This is a genomic window from Acinetobacter sp. KAM396 (genome assembly GCF_021602765.1).
Classification (GTDB): Bacteria; Pseudomonadota; Gammaproteobacteria; order Pseudomonadales; family Moraxellaceae; genus Acinetobacter; species Acinetobacter towneri_A.
Genome location: NZ_BPPH01000006.1, coordinates 45931 through 61168 on the forward strand (window position 1 = coordinate 45931; position 15238 = coordinate 61168).

Annotated in this window: 15 protein-coding genes; 7 read left to right on the plus strand and 8 right to left on the minus strand. The window is 40.7% G+C overall.

Features of this window, described 5'->3' with window-relative positions:
* Nucleotides 1–41: 41 nt before the first annotated feature.
* From L6C30_RS05185 to L6C30_RS05210, 6 genes are all read right to left on the minus strand, one after another.
* The gene (locus L6C30_RS05185; protein WP_329608957.1) at nt 42–212 is read right to left on the minus strand and encodes a PA1571 family protein; all 171 of its coding nucleotides are present in this window, start codon (nt 210–212) and stop codon (nt 42–44) included.
* Between the two features lie 129 nt (nt 213–341).
* Complete coding sequence (gene rng, locus L6C30_RS05190) at nt 342–1796, minus strand: ribonuclease G (RefSeq protein WP_236162511.1); 1455 nt, start codon at nt 1794–1796, stop codon at nt 342–344.
* Nucleotides 1797–1835: 39 nt separating this feature from the next.
* The gene (locus L6C30_RS05195) at nt 1836–2402 is read right to left on the minus strand and encodes a Maf-like protein (RefSeq protein WP_236162510.1); all 567 of its coding nucleotides are present in this window, start codon (nt 2400–2402) and stop codon (nt 1836–1838) included.
* Entirely contained in the window at nt 2390–2896 is a 507-nt protein-coding gene (mreD, locus tag L6C30_RS05200) for a rod shape-determining protein MreD (RefSeq protein WP_234114622.1), read from the minus strand. Before mreD ends, L6C30_RS05195 begins: the two co-directional genes overlap by 13 nt.
* Nucleotides 2883–3740 carry a rod shape-determining protein MreC gene (mreC, locus tag L6C30_RS05205; protein ID WP_019838366.1) on the minus strand — a complete coding sequence of 286 codons (858 nt, stop codon included), beginning with the start codon at nt 3738–3740 and terminating at the stop codon, nt 2883–2885. The genes mreD and mreC overlap by 14 nt, the downstream gene beginning before the upstream one ends.
* A gap of 16 nt (nt 3741–3756) precedes the next feature.
* Nucleotides 3757–4803 (minus strand): rod shape-determining protein, encoded by a 1047-nt coding sequence (locus tag L6C30_RS05210; protein ID WP_004975408.1) that lies wholly within the window; start codon nt 4801–4803, stop codon nt 3757–3759.
* A gap of 137 nt (nt 4804–4940) precedes the next feature.
* Here L6C30_RS05210 and gatC point away from each other — a divergent pair, with 137 nt between their 5' ends.
* From gatC to L6C30_RS05235, 5 genes are all read left to right on the plus strand, one after another.
* Complete coding sequence (gatC, locus tag L6C30_RS05215; RefSeq protein ID WP_004975405.1) at nt 4941–5255, plus strand: Asp-tRNA(Asn)/Glu-tRNA(Gln) amidotransferase subunit GatC; 315 nt, start codon at nt 4941–4943, stop codon at nt 5253–5255.
* Nucleotides 5256–5307: 52 nt separating this feature from the next.
* Nucleotides 5308–6786 (plus strand): Asp-tRNA(Asn)/Glu-tRNA(Gln) amidotransferase subunit GatA, encoded by a 1479-nt coding sequence (gene gatA, locus L6C30_RS05220; protein ID WP_004975402.1) that lies wholly within the window; start codon nt 5308–5310, stop codon nt 6784–6786.
* Entirely contained in the window at nt 6786–8261 is a 1476-nt protein-coding gene (gene gatB / locus L6C30_RS05225) for an Asp-tRNA(Asn)/Glu-tRNA(Gln) amidotransferase subunit GatB (protein ID WP_236162509.1), read from the plus strand. Before gatA ends, gatB begins: the two co-directional genes overlap by 1 nt.
* Before the next feature lie 72 nt (nt 8262–8333).
* Nucleotides 8334–9116, plus strand: a complete 783-nt coding sequence (locus L6C30_RS05230; RefSeq protein ID WP_236162508.1) for a hypothetical protein — start codon at nt 8334–8336, stop codon at nt 9114–9116.
* A 129-nt stretch (nt 9117–9245) separates the two neighbouring features.
* Complete coding sequence (locus tag L6C30_RS05235) at nt 9246–10046, plus strand: NYN domain-containing protein (RefSeq protein WP_019838361.1); 801 nt, start codon at nt 9246–9248, stop codon at nt 10044–10046.
* A gap of 34 nt (nt 10047–10080) precedes the next feature.
* Here L6C30_RS05235 and L6C30_RS05240 read toward each other — a convergent pair whose 3' ends face one another.
* Both L6C30_RS05240 and sbmA read right to left on the minus strand, forming a co-directional pair.
* Nucleotides 10081–11046, minus strand: a complete 966-nt coding sequence (locus L6C30_RS05240; RefSeq protein WP_236162507.1) for a hypothetical protein — start codon at nt 11044–11046, stop codon at nt 10081–10083.
* A gap of 279 nt (nt 11047–11325) precedes the next feature.
* Nucleotides 11326–12522, minus strand: a complete 1197-nt coding sequence (gene sbmA, locus L6C30_RS05245; protein ID WP_070155555.1) for a peptide antibiotic transporter SbmA — start codon at nt 12520–12522, stop codon at nt 11326–11328.
* Between the two features lie 398 nt (nt 12523–12920).
* On the opposite strand from sbmA, the gene L6C30_RS05250 reads away from it, so the two are divergent.
* Complete coding sequence (locus tag L6C30_RS05250; RefSeq protein WP_019838358.1) at nt 12921–13127, plus strand: hypothetical protein; 207 nt, start codon at nt 12921–12923, stop codon at nt 13125–13127.
* A gap of 627 nt (nt 13128–13754) precedes the next feature.
* Nucleotides 13755–15113, plus strand: a complete 1359-nt coding sequence (locus tag L6C30_RS05255) for an NAD(P)-binding domain-containing protein (RefSeq protein WP_236162506.1) — start codon at nt 13755–13757, stop codon at nt 15111–15113.
* Nucleotides 15114–15238: the final 125 nt, after the last annotated feature.

Here is a 15238-nt window from a genome sequence, read left to right on the forward strand (position 1 = left end):
AGGCCAATCCATCAAAACAATTAAGGGGCAATTGCTGCCCCTTATTTTTGAATAGTACGACACTGTTTTAATAATTGCTGACAAACTGCGCTAATCATTGCAGTGGTAATTTGAGTTTCTTTACCTTGCTCATCCACAATATAACCGTTATGTGTCACTTTACGATCTAACACTTTAAAACTCTTTTGAATTACTACTTCACTCATACCCATGACATACCTCATTTGCTAAACCGAAGGAGATATTCGGCTTTGGCTACGCTGTATCCTTAGTATTGAGAATTCGCTCAAAAAAGTAAAATTTCAGATGTAACAACTGTTTAGCGATATCCTGTTACAATTTCAACTCAGAATGATATCGTATTGCTCTTGCGTATATAAATTTTCCACCTGAAATTTAATTACACGGCTAATAAAGTGCTCTAAATCTGCCACTGCTGGCGCTTCTGCAGTTAACAAACGGTCAATCACTGATGGATGCGCAACGACAGTAAAGCCACGTTGTGATTCAAATGCACGTGCATATCTCAAAATTTCTCGAAAAATTTCGTAACACACTGTCTCTGCTGTTTTAACATATCCCCGCCCCTGACAAGTTGGGCAGGCTTCACAAAGTAAATGTTCTAAAGATTCACGGGTACGTTTACGGGTCATCTCGACCAAGCCTAGCTCAGACACTTGGGTAATTTTGGTCTTGGCATGATCTCGTTCAAGCATACGCTCAAACTGACTCAAAACTTCATCCCGATGCTGCACTTCTTGCATATCGATGAAGTCAATAATGATAATACCGCCCAAATTACGCAAACGTAATTGGCGAGCAATGACCTGTGTGGCTTCCATATTGGTTTTAAATACAGTGTCTTCTAAAGTGCGACCACCGACATAAGAACCCGTATTTACATCAATAGTAGTCATGGCTTCGGTTTGATCAATCATCAAATAACCACCCGACTTTAATGCCACACGGGTTTGCAATGCTTTTTGAATATCTTCTTCGACATTGTATAAATCGAACAGTGGGCGCTCACCTGGGTAATGAATCAGGCGATTGTGCATATTGGGCACAAACTCATCCACAAATTCTTTTAACTTGGCGTGAATTTCACGTGAATCGACATAAATTTTAGCGGTGTTATCATTCGCTAAATCACGGATTACGCGTTGTGGCAATGGTAATTCTTCAAAAATCAAAGAAGGCACAGCAATACTTTTTTGTTTACGCTGAATGTATTCCCAGAGTTTGGCCAAGTAACACATATCTTGCATTAAGGCGGCCTCATCGACGCCTTCGGCTGCTGTGCGTACAATCAGTGAACCTGGCAGTTTATGCTCGGCCTGAATGGTTTCAATGATCCCGCGTAGACGCTCACGCTCTTCACTCGATTCAATACGTTGTGATACGCCAATATGGCTACCATAGGGCATTAACACCAAATAACGTGAAGGAATAGAAAGATCAGTGCTTAGTCGTGCACCTTTAGTACCAAGCATATCTTTCATCACTTGAACGGTCAGAATTTGCCCAGGCTGCAATAATTCAAAGACATTCGGTGTAGGTTGGCTGCGCGGCCAAATCATGTCATTGATATGCAAAAAAGCAGTACGTGATAAGCCAATATCGACAAAAGCGGCTTGCATACCTGGCAGCACGCGCACGACTTTGCCTTTATAAATATTACCCACCAAACCACGCTTGGCGGTACGCTCAACGAATAATTCATTGACCGTGCCGTTTTGAATTAACGCCACCCGACACTCCATCGGTGTGACATTAATCAACAACTCGTCAGACATAATAAAACTCAAAACATTATAAAAATTTTTGTGCAGCAGTTAATTTAGTGCCTTAACTGTCTGTAATAACTGTACGGTTTCATAGAGTGGCAAGCCAACAACGTTACTATAACTGCCCTCAATACGCGGAATATAACGTGCTGCGATGCCTTGAATTGCATAAGCACCCGCTTTTCCAATCGGCTCACCTGTTGCCCAGTAACTTTCCATATCATCTAGGCTAAGCGATTGAAATTCAACCTGTGTACGTACCACTATACTGGATTTTTTCTGTTTTGTACGCACACAAACGCCTGAAAAAACATCATGTTTTCGACCAGAAAGTTGTGACCAAATGGCAAAGGCATGTACTTTGGATTCCGGCTTTCCCAAAATCTGCCCATCTACGCCCAAACTGGTATCGGCAGCAATCACCATAGCATCAGGAAATAGCTGCAAAACGGCATCGGCTTTGGCACACGCCAAACGCTCAACATATGTGGCAACATCTTCGCCCGCTAAAATAGATTCATCAATATCTGGACTGTAAATTTCAAATTCCAGTCCGAGCTGTTGTAGGAGTTCACGACGACGCGGTGAACTTGAAGCGAGAATTAAATGCGCCATTTTCGCAAGAAATAATACAGCACAGGCCAGAGTAAAATACTACTTAGTAAAGGTTGCCAATGACGCGCAAATGGGAACTGAATCCCACCCATGACTTGCATCACCCAAATCAAAGCGAGGTGTGCCAAAATTGCGATTGCACTGATGACCCATAAATTCGCAAACGTCATAATACGGCGTTCACGAGTCAGGAAACGCGCCACAAAAGTAATCACCACAAAACTCAGGGCATTCATCCCCAAAGGAGCATCAAGGAGTAAGTCTGCAAACAAGCCTGTACCAAAGGCAAACCAGATGCCACACCACGTTGGCTGCCCAAGCACCCAAAACAAGGTCACCATCAACATAAACAATGGTCGCCAACCCGAGCCTGTATAAGACAATGGATACACCATAAGTACGGATGCAGCTATGACAGAAAAAATAATCGGAAACAGTGGATCTTTATTCTGATTTTGTCCCAGTCGAGTTTGTCCAATTTTAGCGATTGGCATTTGGCTGCTCCTTCGCTAAAGATTCTGAGAAAAGCACCACTACATGATGACCACCCGCCAATTGTGCTGCAGGCATCACATCAATTTGTGCAAACTCACCAGAATTATGTCGGCTGATTTTGGTAATGCTGCCAACCAAATATCCTGCGGGAAAATGCTCGCCCAAGCCTGAGCTATAAACCTTTTCTCCAACTTGAATATTGGCACTGGTCGGCACATATTCCATTTTTAAACGTCCCAAATCGCCAGTACCTGACACAATCGCACGCATGCCTGTATGCTCTAAACGCACCGAAAGCGAATGTTCCTTATCAGAAAGCAACATGACACGGCTACTGTGTGGATACACCGCAATGATCTGCCCCATAATGCCTTTATCATCCAAAACGGTTTGCCCGACTTTGAGCTGATTTTGTGAACCACGGTTAATCACAATAATGTGACGCAAAGGATCGGCATCTGTGCCAATCACTTCGGCAATTTCCATGCGTCCATCAATGATTAGAGGAGTATCGAGTAGACCACGCAGGCGGGTATTTTCTGCAGAGAGTTCAGATAATTTTTGCAAACGGACTTGAGCCTGTAATAGCTCTGCCTGCATCGCGGTATTTTCACGACGCAATTGAGCCTCAGACTTGCTTTGTTGACTTAGCCATTCTCGCGACAATACAGGATAGCTTGCAAGGGCATAAATTGGATTATATGCCGCATACAAGACATCACGTGCAGGTTGAATTACATGAGGAACACGCCAGTTAAAAAACAGGATGACCAAACAAGTAATGACCGCAATGATAAAAGAGCGAAAAGATGGCGGTTGTCTGGAAAACAGATTTGTTTGCACCGCCGAATCCTATGTATTAGCCAACAAATAACATATCGTGGTTTGGATTATCAAAGAATTCCAAGACCTTACCGCCACCACGGGTCACGCAAGTTAATGGTTCTTCAGCAACCACCACAGGTAAGCCTGTTTCTTGTGCCAAAAGCTTGTCTAGGTTACGCAATAACGCACCACCACCAGTCAGCACAATTCCACGCTCTGCAATATCTGAAGAAAGTTCAGGTGGAGTTTGCTCAAGTGCAGATTTTACTGCCGATACAATACTTTGTAATGGATCAGAAATAGCTTGGGTAATTTCATCAGAAGTTACCGTAATGGCACGTGGCACACCTTCTGCCAAGTTACGGCCACGCACTTCAATTTCCAGTGGTTTAGCACCTTCATCTGGCAAAGCCATACCGACTTCTTTCTTAATGGTTTCTGCTGTGGTTTCACCAATCACACAACCATGTGCCTTGCGCACGTAGTTAATGATTTGCTCATCAAACACATCGCCCCCAATACGCAATGAATCTGAATAAACACAACCTTGTAATGAAATGATCGCGATTTCTGTCGTGCCCCCACCAACATCTACCACCATTGAACCACAAGCTTGCTCGACTGGCATACCTGCACCAATTGCTGCTGCCATGGGTTCTTCAATTAAACGTACATCACGTGCACCCGCATTAAATACGGCTTCACGAATTGCACGGCGCTCGACCAAAGTCGATTTGCATGGTACACACACCACTACACGCGGTGCAGGTGGAAATAAACGCTTTTCATGCACTTTGCCTATAAATTGGTTCAGCATGGTTTCAGTCACTTCAAAATCAGCGATGACACCATCTTTCATTGGGCGAATTGCAGAAATGTTTGCAGGGGTACGACCCAACATTTGTTTGGCATCAAGACCGACTGCGGCAACAATTTTCTGTGAACCGCTGTGACGAATTGCCACAACCGTCGGTTCATTTAATATAATGCCTCGTCCTGGCGCATAAATAAGTGTATTTGCTGTACCTAAATCAATGGCTAGGTCTGGCGAAAACAAGCCAATTAGTCGTTTTAGAATCACGGAGTCGTTCTCGATTAAACTTTATGTGGACGCAAGTTGGCAACTTTAACTAAATGTGGTGCGTTGAACAAGTCAATCGCTTATTATAACGCACGATATTTTGAAATTTTTTATTAATACTGATTTTAGGTGATGTTATGTCTACCTCGGATGCTCAGCATTCTGCAGATTTAAATGCACAAACAGTTTCAGCAATTGCCCATCTTGCTCGTCTTAAACTCAATGATACGCAATCTGCTGAGTATGCTCAAAGTCTAAATAAAATTTTAGGCATGATGGAAAGCTTAAAAGGCATAAATACCGATGACGTTGAGCCTTTAAAAAGCCCATTTGACCACCCGCAACCATTACGTGAAGACGTCGTAACCGAACAGAATCATCGTGAGCAATATCAAGCTGTTGCCCCTGCAGTTCAGGATGGCTTGTACCTAGTTCCACGTGTGATTGAATAATTTATTCGGCTGTTACATATTGACTTCATAAAAAGGTAAAAGAATTTTTCTCATGACAGATTTACATCGCTTATCGATTCGTGAAATCTCTGAGGGTTTAGCAGCAGCCAAATTCTCCTCTCGCGAACTAACAGAACATTATTTAAAACGTATTGCCAAAATTGATCCGCAAGTACGCTCTTATGTCACCGTAACCAATGAGGTTGCACTTGCTCAGGCAGATGCAGCCGACGCGTTGCGTCAGGCAGGTCAAGCGACAGCTTTAACAGGTATTCCTGTTGCGCATAAAGATATTTTTTGTACTCAAGGCATTAAAACCTCTGCGGGTTCAAAAATGCTGGACAATTTTATCTCGCCTTATGACGCAACTGTGGTGGCACAAGGTAAAAATGCAGGTTTGGTCACTTTGGGTAAAGTGAACATGGACGAATTCGCAATGGGTTCAACCTCTGAAAGTTCGTTCTATGGCGCGACCAAAAACCCATGGGCACTTGACCATGTACCGGGTGGTTCGTCAGGTGGTTCTGCTGCTGTCGTGGCGGCTGACCTTGCACCATTTGCTACAGGTACAGATACAGGTGGTTCAATCCGTCAGCCTGCGTCTTTCTGTGGTTTGACTGGTCTCAAACCAACTTACGGACGTGTTTCACGTTACGGCATCATCGCTTATGCATCATCTTTAGATCAGGCAGGTCCAATGGCACGCTCTGCAGAAGACTGCGCATATTTAATGAATGTAATGGCAGGTCATGACGCCAAAGACTCAACCTCTATGGATAAAGCGGTTGAAGATTATGTGGCGAACCTGAATGCAACAACGCTCAAAGGCTTACGCATTGGTATTCCGAAACAATACTTCAATGTGGCTGGTTTAGATGCTGCGGTGAAAGCACGTGTTGAAGAATCACTAAAAAAATTAGAAGAATTGGGCGCAGTATTGGTTGAGATTGATCTCAACATGACTGAAAGCTACGTGCCAACTTACTATCTGATTGCCCCTGCAGAAGCTTCGTCTAACCTTTCTCGTTATGATGGTGTGCGTTATGGCTACCGCGCAGAAAATCCTCAAGATATTTTAGACCTTTACAAACGCTCACGTTCTGAAGGTTTTGGTGCAGAAGTGCAACGTCGTATCTTGATTGGTACTTATGCTCTTTCTGCGGGTTATTACGACGCTTACTATGTGAAAGCGCAAAAAGTGCGTCGTTTAATTCAGCAAGACTTCTTAAAAGCTTTTGAACAGGTAGATGTAATTGCAGCACCAACTGCACCAACAACTGCCTACAAAATTGGCGCGTCTTTAGACCCTGTTGAAATGTATTTGGGTGATATTTACACCATCGCAGTGAACTTAGCGGGCTTACCAGCAATTAGTGCGCCTGTTGGTTTTGACCAAGATCACTTGCCTGTGGGTTTACAATTAATTGGCAATTACTGGTCTGAATCACAACTGCTATCTGTGGTACATCAGTATCAACAAGCGACCGATTGGCATACTCAACGCGCTGCAATTGCTGAGGAGAACGCGTAATGGCGAAGAATACTGCTAAACCAAAATCAAACCTGATTGATGGTTGGGAAGTCGTGATTGGTATTGAGATTCACACTCAGCTTGCAACCCATTCTAAAATTTTCTCAGGTTCATCCACCGAGTTTGGTCAAGACCCAAATACGCAAGCCAGCCTTGTTGATTTAGCTATGCCGGGCGTCTTGCCTGTATTGAATAAAGAAGTGGTGGATTTGGCAATCCGTTTTGGTTTGGGCATTGATGCTTACATTGACCAAGCTTCTGTGTTTGCGCGCAAAAACTACTTCTACCCTGACTCGCCTAAAGGCTACCAAATTAGCCAGATGGATAACCCGATTGTGGGCTTGGGTCATATCGACATTCAACTTGAAGATGGCACGGTGAAACGCATTGGCGTAACTCGTGCACACCTTGAAGAAGATGCTGGCAAGTCAATTCACGATCAATTTGAAGGCATGTCAGGCATTGACCTCAACCGTGCAGGCACGCCTTTGCTTGAAATCGTATCTGAACCAGATATGCGTTCAGTTGAAGAAGCGGTTGCTTATATTAAAGCAATTCACACTTTGGTACGTTGGTTGGGTATTTCTGACGGCAACATGGCAGAAGGCTCATTCCGTGCGGACTGTAACGTGTCGTTACGTCGTCCGGGTCAGCCATTCGGTACACGTTGTGAGCTTAAAAACTTGAACTCATTCCGTTTCATTGAACAAGCGATCAATGTTGAAATTGAACGTCAAATGGAAATTTTGGAATGGGATGGCACGATTGACCAAGAAACACGTTTGTTCGACCCTGTGAAGATGGAAACGCGTTCAATGCGTTCTAAGGAAGAAGCCAACGATTACCGCTACTTCCCTGATCCAGACTTGTTGCCTGTGATTATTCCTGATGCGCAAATTGAAGCCATTAAAGCAACTATGCCTGAGCTTCCTGCTGCACGTCGTGCACGTTTCGTGGCGGACTTTGGTGTAACTGAGTACGATGCGCACGTACTTACATTGACTCGTGAAATGTCAGAATTTTACGAAGCTGTAGTTGCTGCGGCTGGTGGTGCGGCACAAGGTAAAGTATCTGCAAACTGGGTAATGGGCGAATTCTCAGGTGCTCTAAACAAAGCTGGCCTAGACCTTGCTGATTCTCCTGTATCTGCGGAAAAACTTGGCGGTATGATCGCGCGTATTGTGGACAACACAATTAACGGTAAGATCGCGAAGCAAGTATTCGGCTTTATGTGGGAAGAAGGCAAATCTGCGGACGAAATCATTGCTGAAAAAGGCTTAAAGCAGGAAACTGATACAGGTGCGATTGAAGCAATCATTAAAGACGTGCTTGCTGCGAACGAGAAGATGGTTGAAGAGTATAGATCTGGTAAAGAGAAAGCCTTTAACGGTCTTGTTGGTCAGGTAATGAAAGCTGCGAAAGGTAAAGCGAACCCTGCACAAGTAAATGAGTTGATGAAGAAATTGATTGGTTGATTAATTGACTAATTCTTTGTTTTTATGAGATAAAGACCCTACATTATGTAGGGTTTTTTTACGGTTAATAAAATGAAAATAGAAAAGTTCAGTCCAGAAGTCTGTGAAAATCTTAAATGGTATGTTTATCGATTAGTCGATCCAAGAGATGGTTCGACCTTTTACATCGGTCGTGGACTTAATAATCGTATATTTGATCATGTAAATGGGCTACTGACTGATAAAGATGCAGAAGAAGATCTTCTTAGTTTAAAAATGAAACAAATCAGAGATATTCAATTATCGGGTTTAGATGTTATCCATATTATTCATCGCCATGCTTTAGAAAGCAAAAATATGGCTGAAGTTGTTGAGGCTTCATTAATTGATGCTTATTCAGGTCTAACAAATATTATGAATGGCAAAGGTAGTAATGAATATGGAGTAGCTAATATTCATGAAATTGTTACAGCATATCAAACTGAAACCGTAGAAATTACAGATGATGCTATATTGATTTCAATTAATAGAACTGCTTTAGAACGTGGCGTATATGATGCAGTTAGATTTGCATGGAAACTTACTCCTTCAGAAGCCAATAAAGCAAAAATAATTTTAGCCACGGTACAAGGTGTGATCAAAGGCGTATTTGTGGCTGAACAATGGTTAGAAGCCACACAAGAAAACTTCCCGAACTTTATGCTGTTGGGTGAGGATGTCTATAATCACGAAACACGCTCAAAAAGATATGGGTTCACTGGGAAAAATGCACCTCCAGAATTTCAGACCAAGTATTTAGGCAAAAGAATTCCTGAAAAGTTCAGAAAAAAAGGGGCTAGTAACCCTATAAAGTACTCATGGAAAGCCAAAGATTAAGTTTGTCGGATTCCCCTACACAGGTGAATAAATTGATGAAGAATATGATTGGTTGATTAATTGACTAATTCTTTGTTTTTATGAGATAAAGACCCTACCTTGTGTAGGGTTTTATTTTTAGAGAAAATAATGGTTTTAAAAACGATCTTTAATGTTTCAGAAGAAAAAACAGCAAAATTAGCAGTATTAATTGATGCAGATAATGCTTCTGCAAAAGATATTGAAAATATTTTAAATGAGATCACTCAATACGGTGAGGCAACGGTAAAACGTATTTATGGTAACTTTGTCAGTCAAAATGGTAGTTGGAAGCAAGCTATTAATAATTTAGCGATTAAACCTATGCAGCAATTTGCTTATACAACAGGTAAAAATGCAACCGATGGTTTTATGATTATTGATGCAATGGATTTACTTTATACAGACCGTTTTGATGGCTTCTGCCTTGTATCAAGTGACAGTGACTTTACAGCCTTAGCAATACGCATTAAAGAGCAAGGGGCCACCGTTTATGGATTTGGCAAGAAACAAACGCCCGAAGCCTTCCGAAATGCTTGTTCTCACTTCACCTATGTCGAGAACCTAAGTGGATATGAAGAACCTCAAATTAAAGAACTCCCTTTGATTGAAACGAAGAAAGAACAGCATCCTCAACCCTCTAGTAAAACTGAAGTCTTAAACAACACCACTTCAGCGCAGAAACTACCACTACATATTATTAAACAAATTTTTGACAATCATGATACTGAATGGATTCCTGCTTCTTCATTCACATCGCAATGGAAACTTTTACAAAATGACTTTGATCCCAGAAACTATGGCTTTAAAAAAGTTGTTGATTTGATTAAAAGTCATACAAATATTTTTGACTATGACGAACGTATTTTTGATAGTGGACATAAACAAATTTACATAAAATTAAAAATTTAAAATTAAAAGTTGGCTTTGCAAGTGAGAGTTACCCTCACTTCATGCCTCTTAACATATTCTTAGCCCCTGCATGATTATAATTATTGGCTAAATTCTGCAAAATACGTCTTGCCTGCGCATCGGAATTTGGGAAACGACTCCGATAACTCGAAACACCCGTTAAACAACGAGCCACCAACATGCCAGATTCTGTATAAATACGTGTACCCTCTGCACCTTGCAACTTGCCATAATTATAAGCACGTTGTGCATTATTACAGGCATTATTTTGATTACGCCCGCTGTTTAAATCGCGACGTGCCGCGACATATAAACGTGTCTGTTGCTGTTGCGGTGTTTCAACCACACGTGGTGGAGCTGTTTTTACTGCTACAGCCACTGGCTCTTTTTTCTCTTCAGGTTTTTCTTTCACTTCAGCAACTTTGGTTTTATTTATTGTTTTGGGATTACTTGGAGTTGCTTTAGGTCCTGCCTTTGCGGATTCAGAAGTCGCTCGGTAAAAACGTCGCGCTTCATCTTCAGACATTATTTTAGTGACCAAACTCACCACTCGCACTTCACCACGCTGTTCCAACTGGCGCTCTGCCACAGGCTCAATAGATACAATCCAGCTATCACCCTGATTACCTACACAACGGTATGCCCCAATCCCCTGTTTTACATCTCGATAAGTATTGAGTAATTTTTTAGACCATGCATTTTTGACTAAACTCATTGAGCTTTTATAGGCAAGCGTGAGGCGTCCATTTTGTGACTGACAATAGCTGCCCATATATTTACGTGGAATCATAGATTCAGCAGGCTGATCTTTGCGCTGTGGCCCCCAATAATAGACATATTCTTTAGCGGCACCACTCGGCTGATTTAATTGTTTTTGAACAATCAGTTCTTGTGGAGATGCAAAATGCTTCACCGAATTTGGGCTATATTGATCGACTGTTGCACAACCAAATAATAGGCTGCCCATCCCCCCCATTAAAAGTATTTTTTTCCAGGTCACGTTTCAAATCTCAATTGTTTTTATAGGAATGAAAATATATGAATTGGCGGAAAATAACAAATCTAACACCTTGATTTTATAATTAAATAATCATCGCTTTATTTGAATCGAGTTTGATATTTTTATAAAAAATCCAGTTCATCACAGTTTTTTATGATTTTGAAAACTAACACTCATATTATTTTTATACAACTGTTGAGATCAATTTATATTTAGCAATCATGGCTCTGAACATGTGAACGTGACATCCACAACAAATCATGGATGTCGCCACCACAACTATTGATCCAGTGTCGATTCAAATGCTTTTAAACGCTTATAGATAGACAAGAGTTCAATAATGGTTGGCCAAGATGCAATCAGATACTGAAAAGATTCACGAACTTTGCCAAATACGTTGGCAATTTGCATCATCAAACCCAATGTAATAGCCCCGGCGGCAATACTTGGGAACAACACAAATAAACCGTATATATTGTCCAATTGCATGTACCAAATACGTACCAAGTTAAAATAGGCATAGTGGAAATATAAACGGAAATAGTTCAAACGTACTTTGCTAAACAGTTCTTTTAAACTCAGCGGATCGGCACGTTCAGCGTGATCTTCACCATAAACCAATTCTTTACGATAAGCCGCCTCAACTTTTTGGTTATTAAATTCCAGACCTGGTAACTTCGCACCCACCACAATTAACACCACTGTACCAAATACTGCCCAACCCACTGCAGCCCAAACTAAGGCATACGGAATTTCCCCCACTATAGGCAGGGCTTTGACATGCACAGACAAACTAAACAGCACAGGTAAAAATGCCAACAAAGTCATTAGGGCTTCGACTAAATTTACCCCTAAAGTTTCCATGGTTTTTGCAAAGCGCATGGTATCTTCTTGAATACGCTGTGAAGCCCCTTCAATGTGTCTCAGTTTTTCCCAATGTGCGGTGTAATAATTATTCATTGCCGTACGCCAACGAAAAACATAGTGACTGACAAAAAATAAATTCAAAACCATTAAGGTCACTGCCACCATGGCAATGTATAAAAAGGTCAGCACACCTGCATAGAGTTCATTGACATCTCCACCGCCGCTACTGAGCATTTTTTGAATCAGGTCATAAAATGGGTTGTACCAAGCATTCACCACAACATTGACTTGTACCCCAAACCAAATATTAAACAGGATGAATGCCGATCCCCATACCGACCAGCGCTGCCATGGGTGATTTGCTTTAAGTTTCCAGAAAATGGCAAACAGCGTCGTTGCCACAAAAAACCACAGGTAAAACCATAAAAATGCAGGTGACCAAAAACGGCTGACATCGATGGGTAATGTTGCTTCGGCATAGCCTTGCGGGAAACCAATCCAACTGCCCCATGCGCTACCGCCTGAATACCACAAAGCTAGATTGATCGCGAACCAAAAAAGCAATGAAATAAAAAACCACTTTGGATTTGGAAAAAATGACTTAAACATGCAGACAAAAAGCCTTTATTTTTTAAATTGGAATGTAAAACCCAGTGCCTTCACCACTTAAAAAAGCGTGGATGGATACTTTAACTTTTATACTTTATACGCTGTTTTTTCAGCAATAATTTTATTTTTATACTGAAAACTGTAAATTTCATCAATCGGCTATATTTTACTGCGCTGTTCATTTGCCATTCATCTAAAAAATTAAATGAAATTGCAATTTTTCTCTATATTTTTAAAGTGTCAAATTATGCAGTATTGGAGATATTTATTGCGTTTTTTTGACCAACCATTTAAATACCAAATGTTTAAACCCGACACAAATTTACGATTTTGTGTAGATTATTCATCAATTTACTATATAATACAGTTGATTAAAAATAACTCATTTAGGGTGCGGTATGGAATCTCCAACAGAAAACATTGCTATTGAGCTACTTGAACCTATTGTTCTACGTAAAGAAAACTGCGCACCAATTGAATTTGAGCAAGGTACAATTTTAAAAGTTCTATTGGTTAATCCTAATTCTTACTTAGTGACCGTAGATGACGAATTTAACTTTACTATCGCTTTAGAAGATGAAAACAAAGTTTGGCGTAAACTTTAATACCTTAATAGCTCCGTTCTATATTAGAAACATTGGATGCGCCTAGTTCATTCAATGTTTTATGTCTTGCTTTCGCTCCTTTCCCGCTCACTCAATGAACTTCGAATCACAATCATCTACTCTGCTTTCTTATTGCTGTTATCTTTCATCATTGCCTCTCATCATTCTAAAAAGCTCACAAAAAAGTTTCTCAGCGTGCTTAAAGCACTTCAATTCAAACAAATTTTTAAAAAAATCTAACCAAATTCTATTTAGAGACCATAGGGAAAATTACTTAAGAATCAATTAAATATACTAAAACGTAAAATTAACCACATTAACAGAATGGCTTCAAATTCAATTTTACAACTAAGAAAAGTCAAAATTAATCAGAAATTATGATAAGATCATCCTTCTTGTAAAATACATTTTTTTATAAAGATGAGTTGCTTAAGCAATTTTTACTGTCTTTTGTGTATTTTATTTTTTCTATTTTTTTAATTCACATCCTATTTTGACAGGGTCTACTTGACCTCTAAATTTAGGATTGTATTTGCTTATTTTAATAATGCGGATATTTAAAATCCTGAATTGTGTCACTCAAAATTGGAGAAGTAATTAAGAACTCAAAAACTAATGGAGATAGCAATGGATCGAATTGCAATTATTGGCGCTGGCCCAAGCGGCATGGCCCAATTAAGAGCGTTTCAGTCAGCAAAGGCCAAAGGTCTACAAGTTCCTGAAATTGTATGTTTCGAAAAACAAAATGATTGGGGTGGACTCTGGAACTATACTTGGCGCACAGGTATAGATGAACATGGTGAACCTGTCCACGGCAGTATGTACCGTTATTTATGGTCAAATGGTCCTAAAGAAGCGCTAGAATTTGCCGATTATACTTTTGATGAACACTTCAAAAAACCCATCGCGTCTTATCCGCCACGCGCAGTGTTGTGGGATTATATTCAAGGGCGTGCAGAAAAAGCACAGGTGAAAGATTTAGTCCGCTTTAACACTGCCGTTCAACATATTCATTATGATGATGCGACGCAAAAATTCACAGTTGATGTCGAAGATTACGCACAGCAACGTCATTATTCAGAACAGTTTGATTATGTCGTGGTGGCCTCTGGGCACTTTTCTACCCCGCGGGTACCTGTTTATGAAGGCTTTAATCAATTCCATGGTCGTATTCTACATGCACATGATTTCCGTGATGCACTGGAATTTAAAGGTAAAACAGTATTGTTGGTGGGCAGCAGTTACTCTGCCGAAGACATTGGCTCACAATGCTATAAATACGGCGCCAAACAAATTTACAGTTGCTATCGCAGCAAAGCGATGGGCTTTAAATGGCCAAAAAACTGGTCTGAAAAACCACAATTACTGCGTGTAGATGAAAATACTGCTTATTTTGGCGATGGAACATCGGCCAAAATTGATGCCATTATTTTATGTACTGGCTATTTACACCACTTCCCATTTATTGAAGATAACTTGCGGCTCAGAACGCATAACTGTCTTTATCCTCTAGGTTTATATCAGGGCGTGGTGTGGGAAAAGAATCCTCGTTTGTTTTATTTAGGCATGCAAGATCAATGGTACACTTTCAATATGTTCGATGCGCAGGCATGGTTTGTCCGTGATGTGATTTTGGGCAAAATTGCGTTACCAAGCACAGACGAAATGCAACGCCATACCCAAGCCTTACATGAAAAAGAACAACGCTTAATGAATGATGAACAATCCGCGCGTTTCCAAGGTGATTACATCAAACGCCTGATTGCGCAGACCGACTATCCATCTTTCAATATTGATGCAGTACACGATATTTTCATGCAATGGAAAAAGCATAAAAAAGAAAATATTATGGGCTTTAGAGATAAAGTTTATCGCTCAGTGATGACAGGAAAAATGGGCAAGCCGCATCACACACCATGGCTGTATGCACTAGATGATTCTTTAGAAAGTTATTTAGAAGATGAAGCTCAACGTGAGGCAATGTAAGGCGTGATCTATAAGATCAATGCACGCTTGTTGTAACGAAGAAAAAATAACTACAAGCCTGATAAACACAGCTGATGAGGCTTGTAGTTTAAGATTTATTTAACTTATCGCTATTTAAGAAATAG

Bases quoted from the DNA above. Each gene is read 5' to 3' on its own strand.
- L6C30_RS05185 (WP_329608957.1), bottom strand. From the start codon at position 212: ATGGGTATGAGTGAAGTAGTAATTCAAAAGAGTTTTAAAGTGTTAGAT.
- rng (WP_236162511.1), bottom strand. From the start codon at position 1,796: ATGTCTGACGAGTTGTTGATTAATGTCACACCGATGGAGTGTCGGGTG.
- L6C30_RS05195 (WP_236162510.1), bottom strand. From the start codon at position 2,402: ATGGCGCATTTAATTCTCGCTTCAAGTTCACCGCGTCGTCGTGAACTC.
- mreD (WP_234114622.1), bottom strand. From the start codon at position 2,896: ATGCCAATCGCTAAAATTGGACAAACTCGACTGGGACAAAATCAGAAT.
- gatC (WP_004975405.1), top strand. From the start codon at position 4,941: ATGTCTACCTCGGATGCTCAGCATTCTGCAGATTTAAATGCACAAACA.
- gatA (WP_004975402.1), top strand. From the start codon at position 5,308: ATGACAGATTTACATCGCTTATCGATTCGTGAAATCTCTGAGGGTTTA.
- gatB (WP_236162509.1), top strand. From the start codon at position 6,786: ATGGCGAAGAATACTGCTAAACCAAAATCAAACCTGATTGATGGTTGG.
- L6C30_RS05230 (WP_236162508.1), top strand. From the start codon at position 8,334: ATGAAAATAGAAAAGTTCAGTCCAGAAGTCTGTGAAAATCTTAAATGG.
- L6C30_RS05235 (WP_019838361.1), top strand. From the start codon at position 9,246: ATGGTTTTAAAAACGATCTTTAATGTTTCAGAAGAAAAAACAGCAAAA.
- sbmA (WP_070155555.1), bottom strand. From the start codon at position 12,522: ATGTTTAAGTCATTTTTTCCAAATCCAAAGTGGTTTTTTATTTCATTG.
- L6C30_RS05250 (WP_019838358.1), top strand. From the start codon at position 12,921: ATGGAATCTCCAACAGAAAACATTGCTATTGAGCTACTTGAACCTATT.
- L6C30_RS05255 (WP_236162506.1), top strand. From the start codon at position 13,755: ATGGATCGAATTGCAATTATTGGCGCTGGCCCAAGCGGCATGGCCCAA.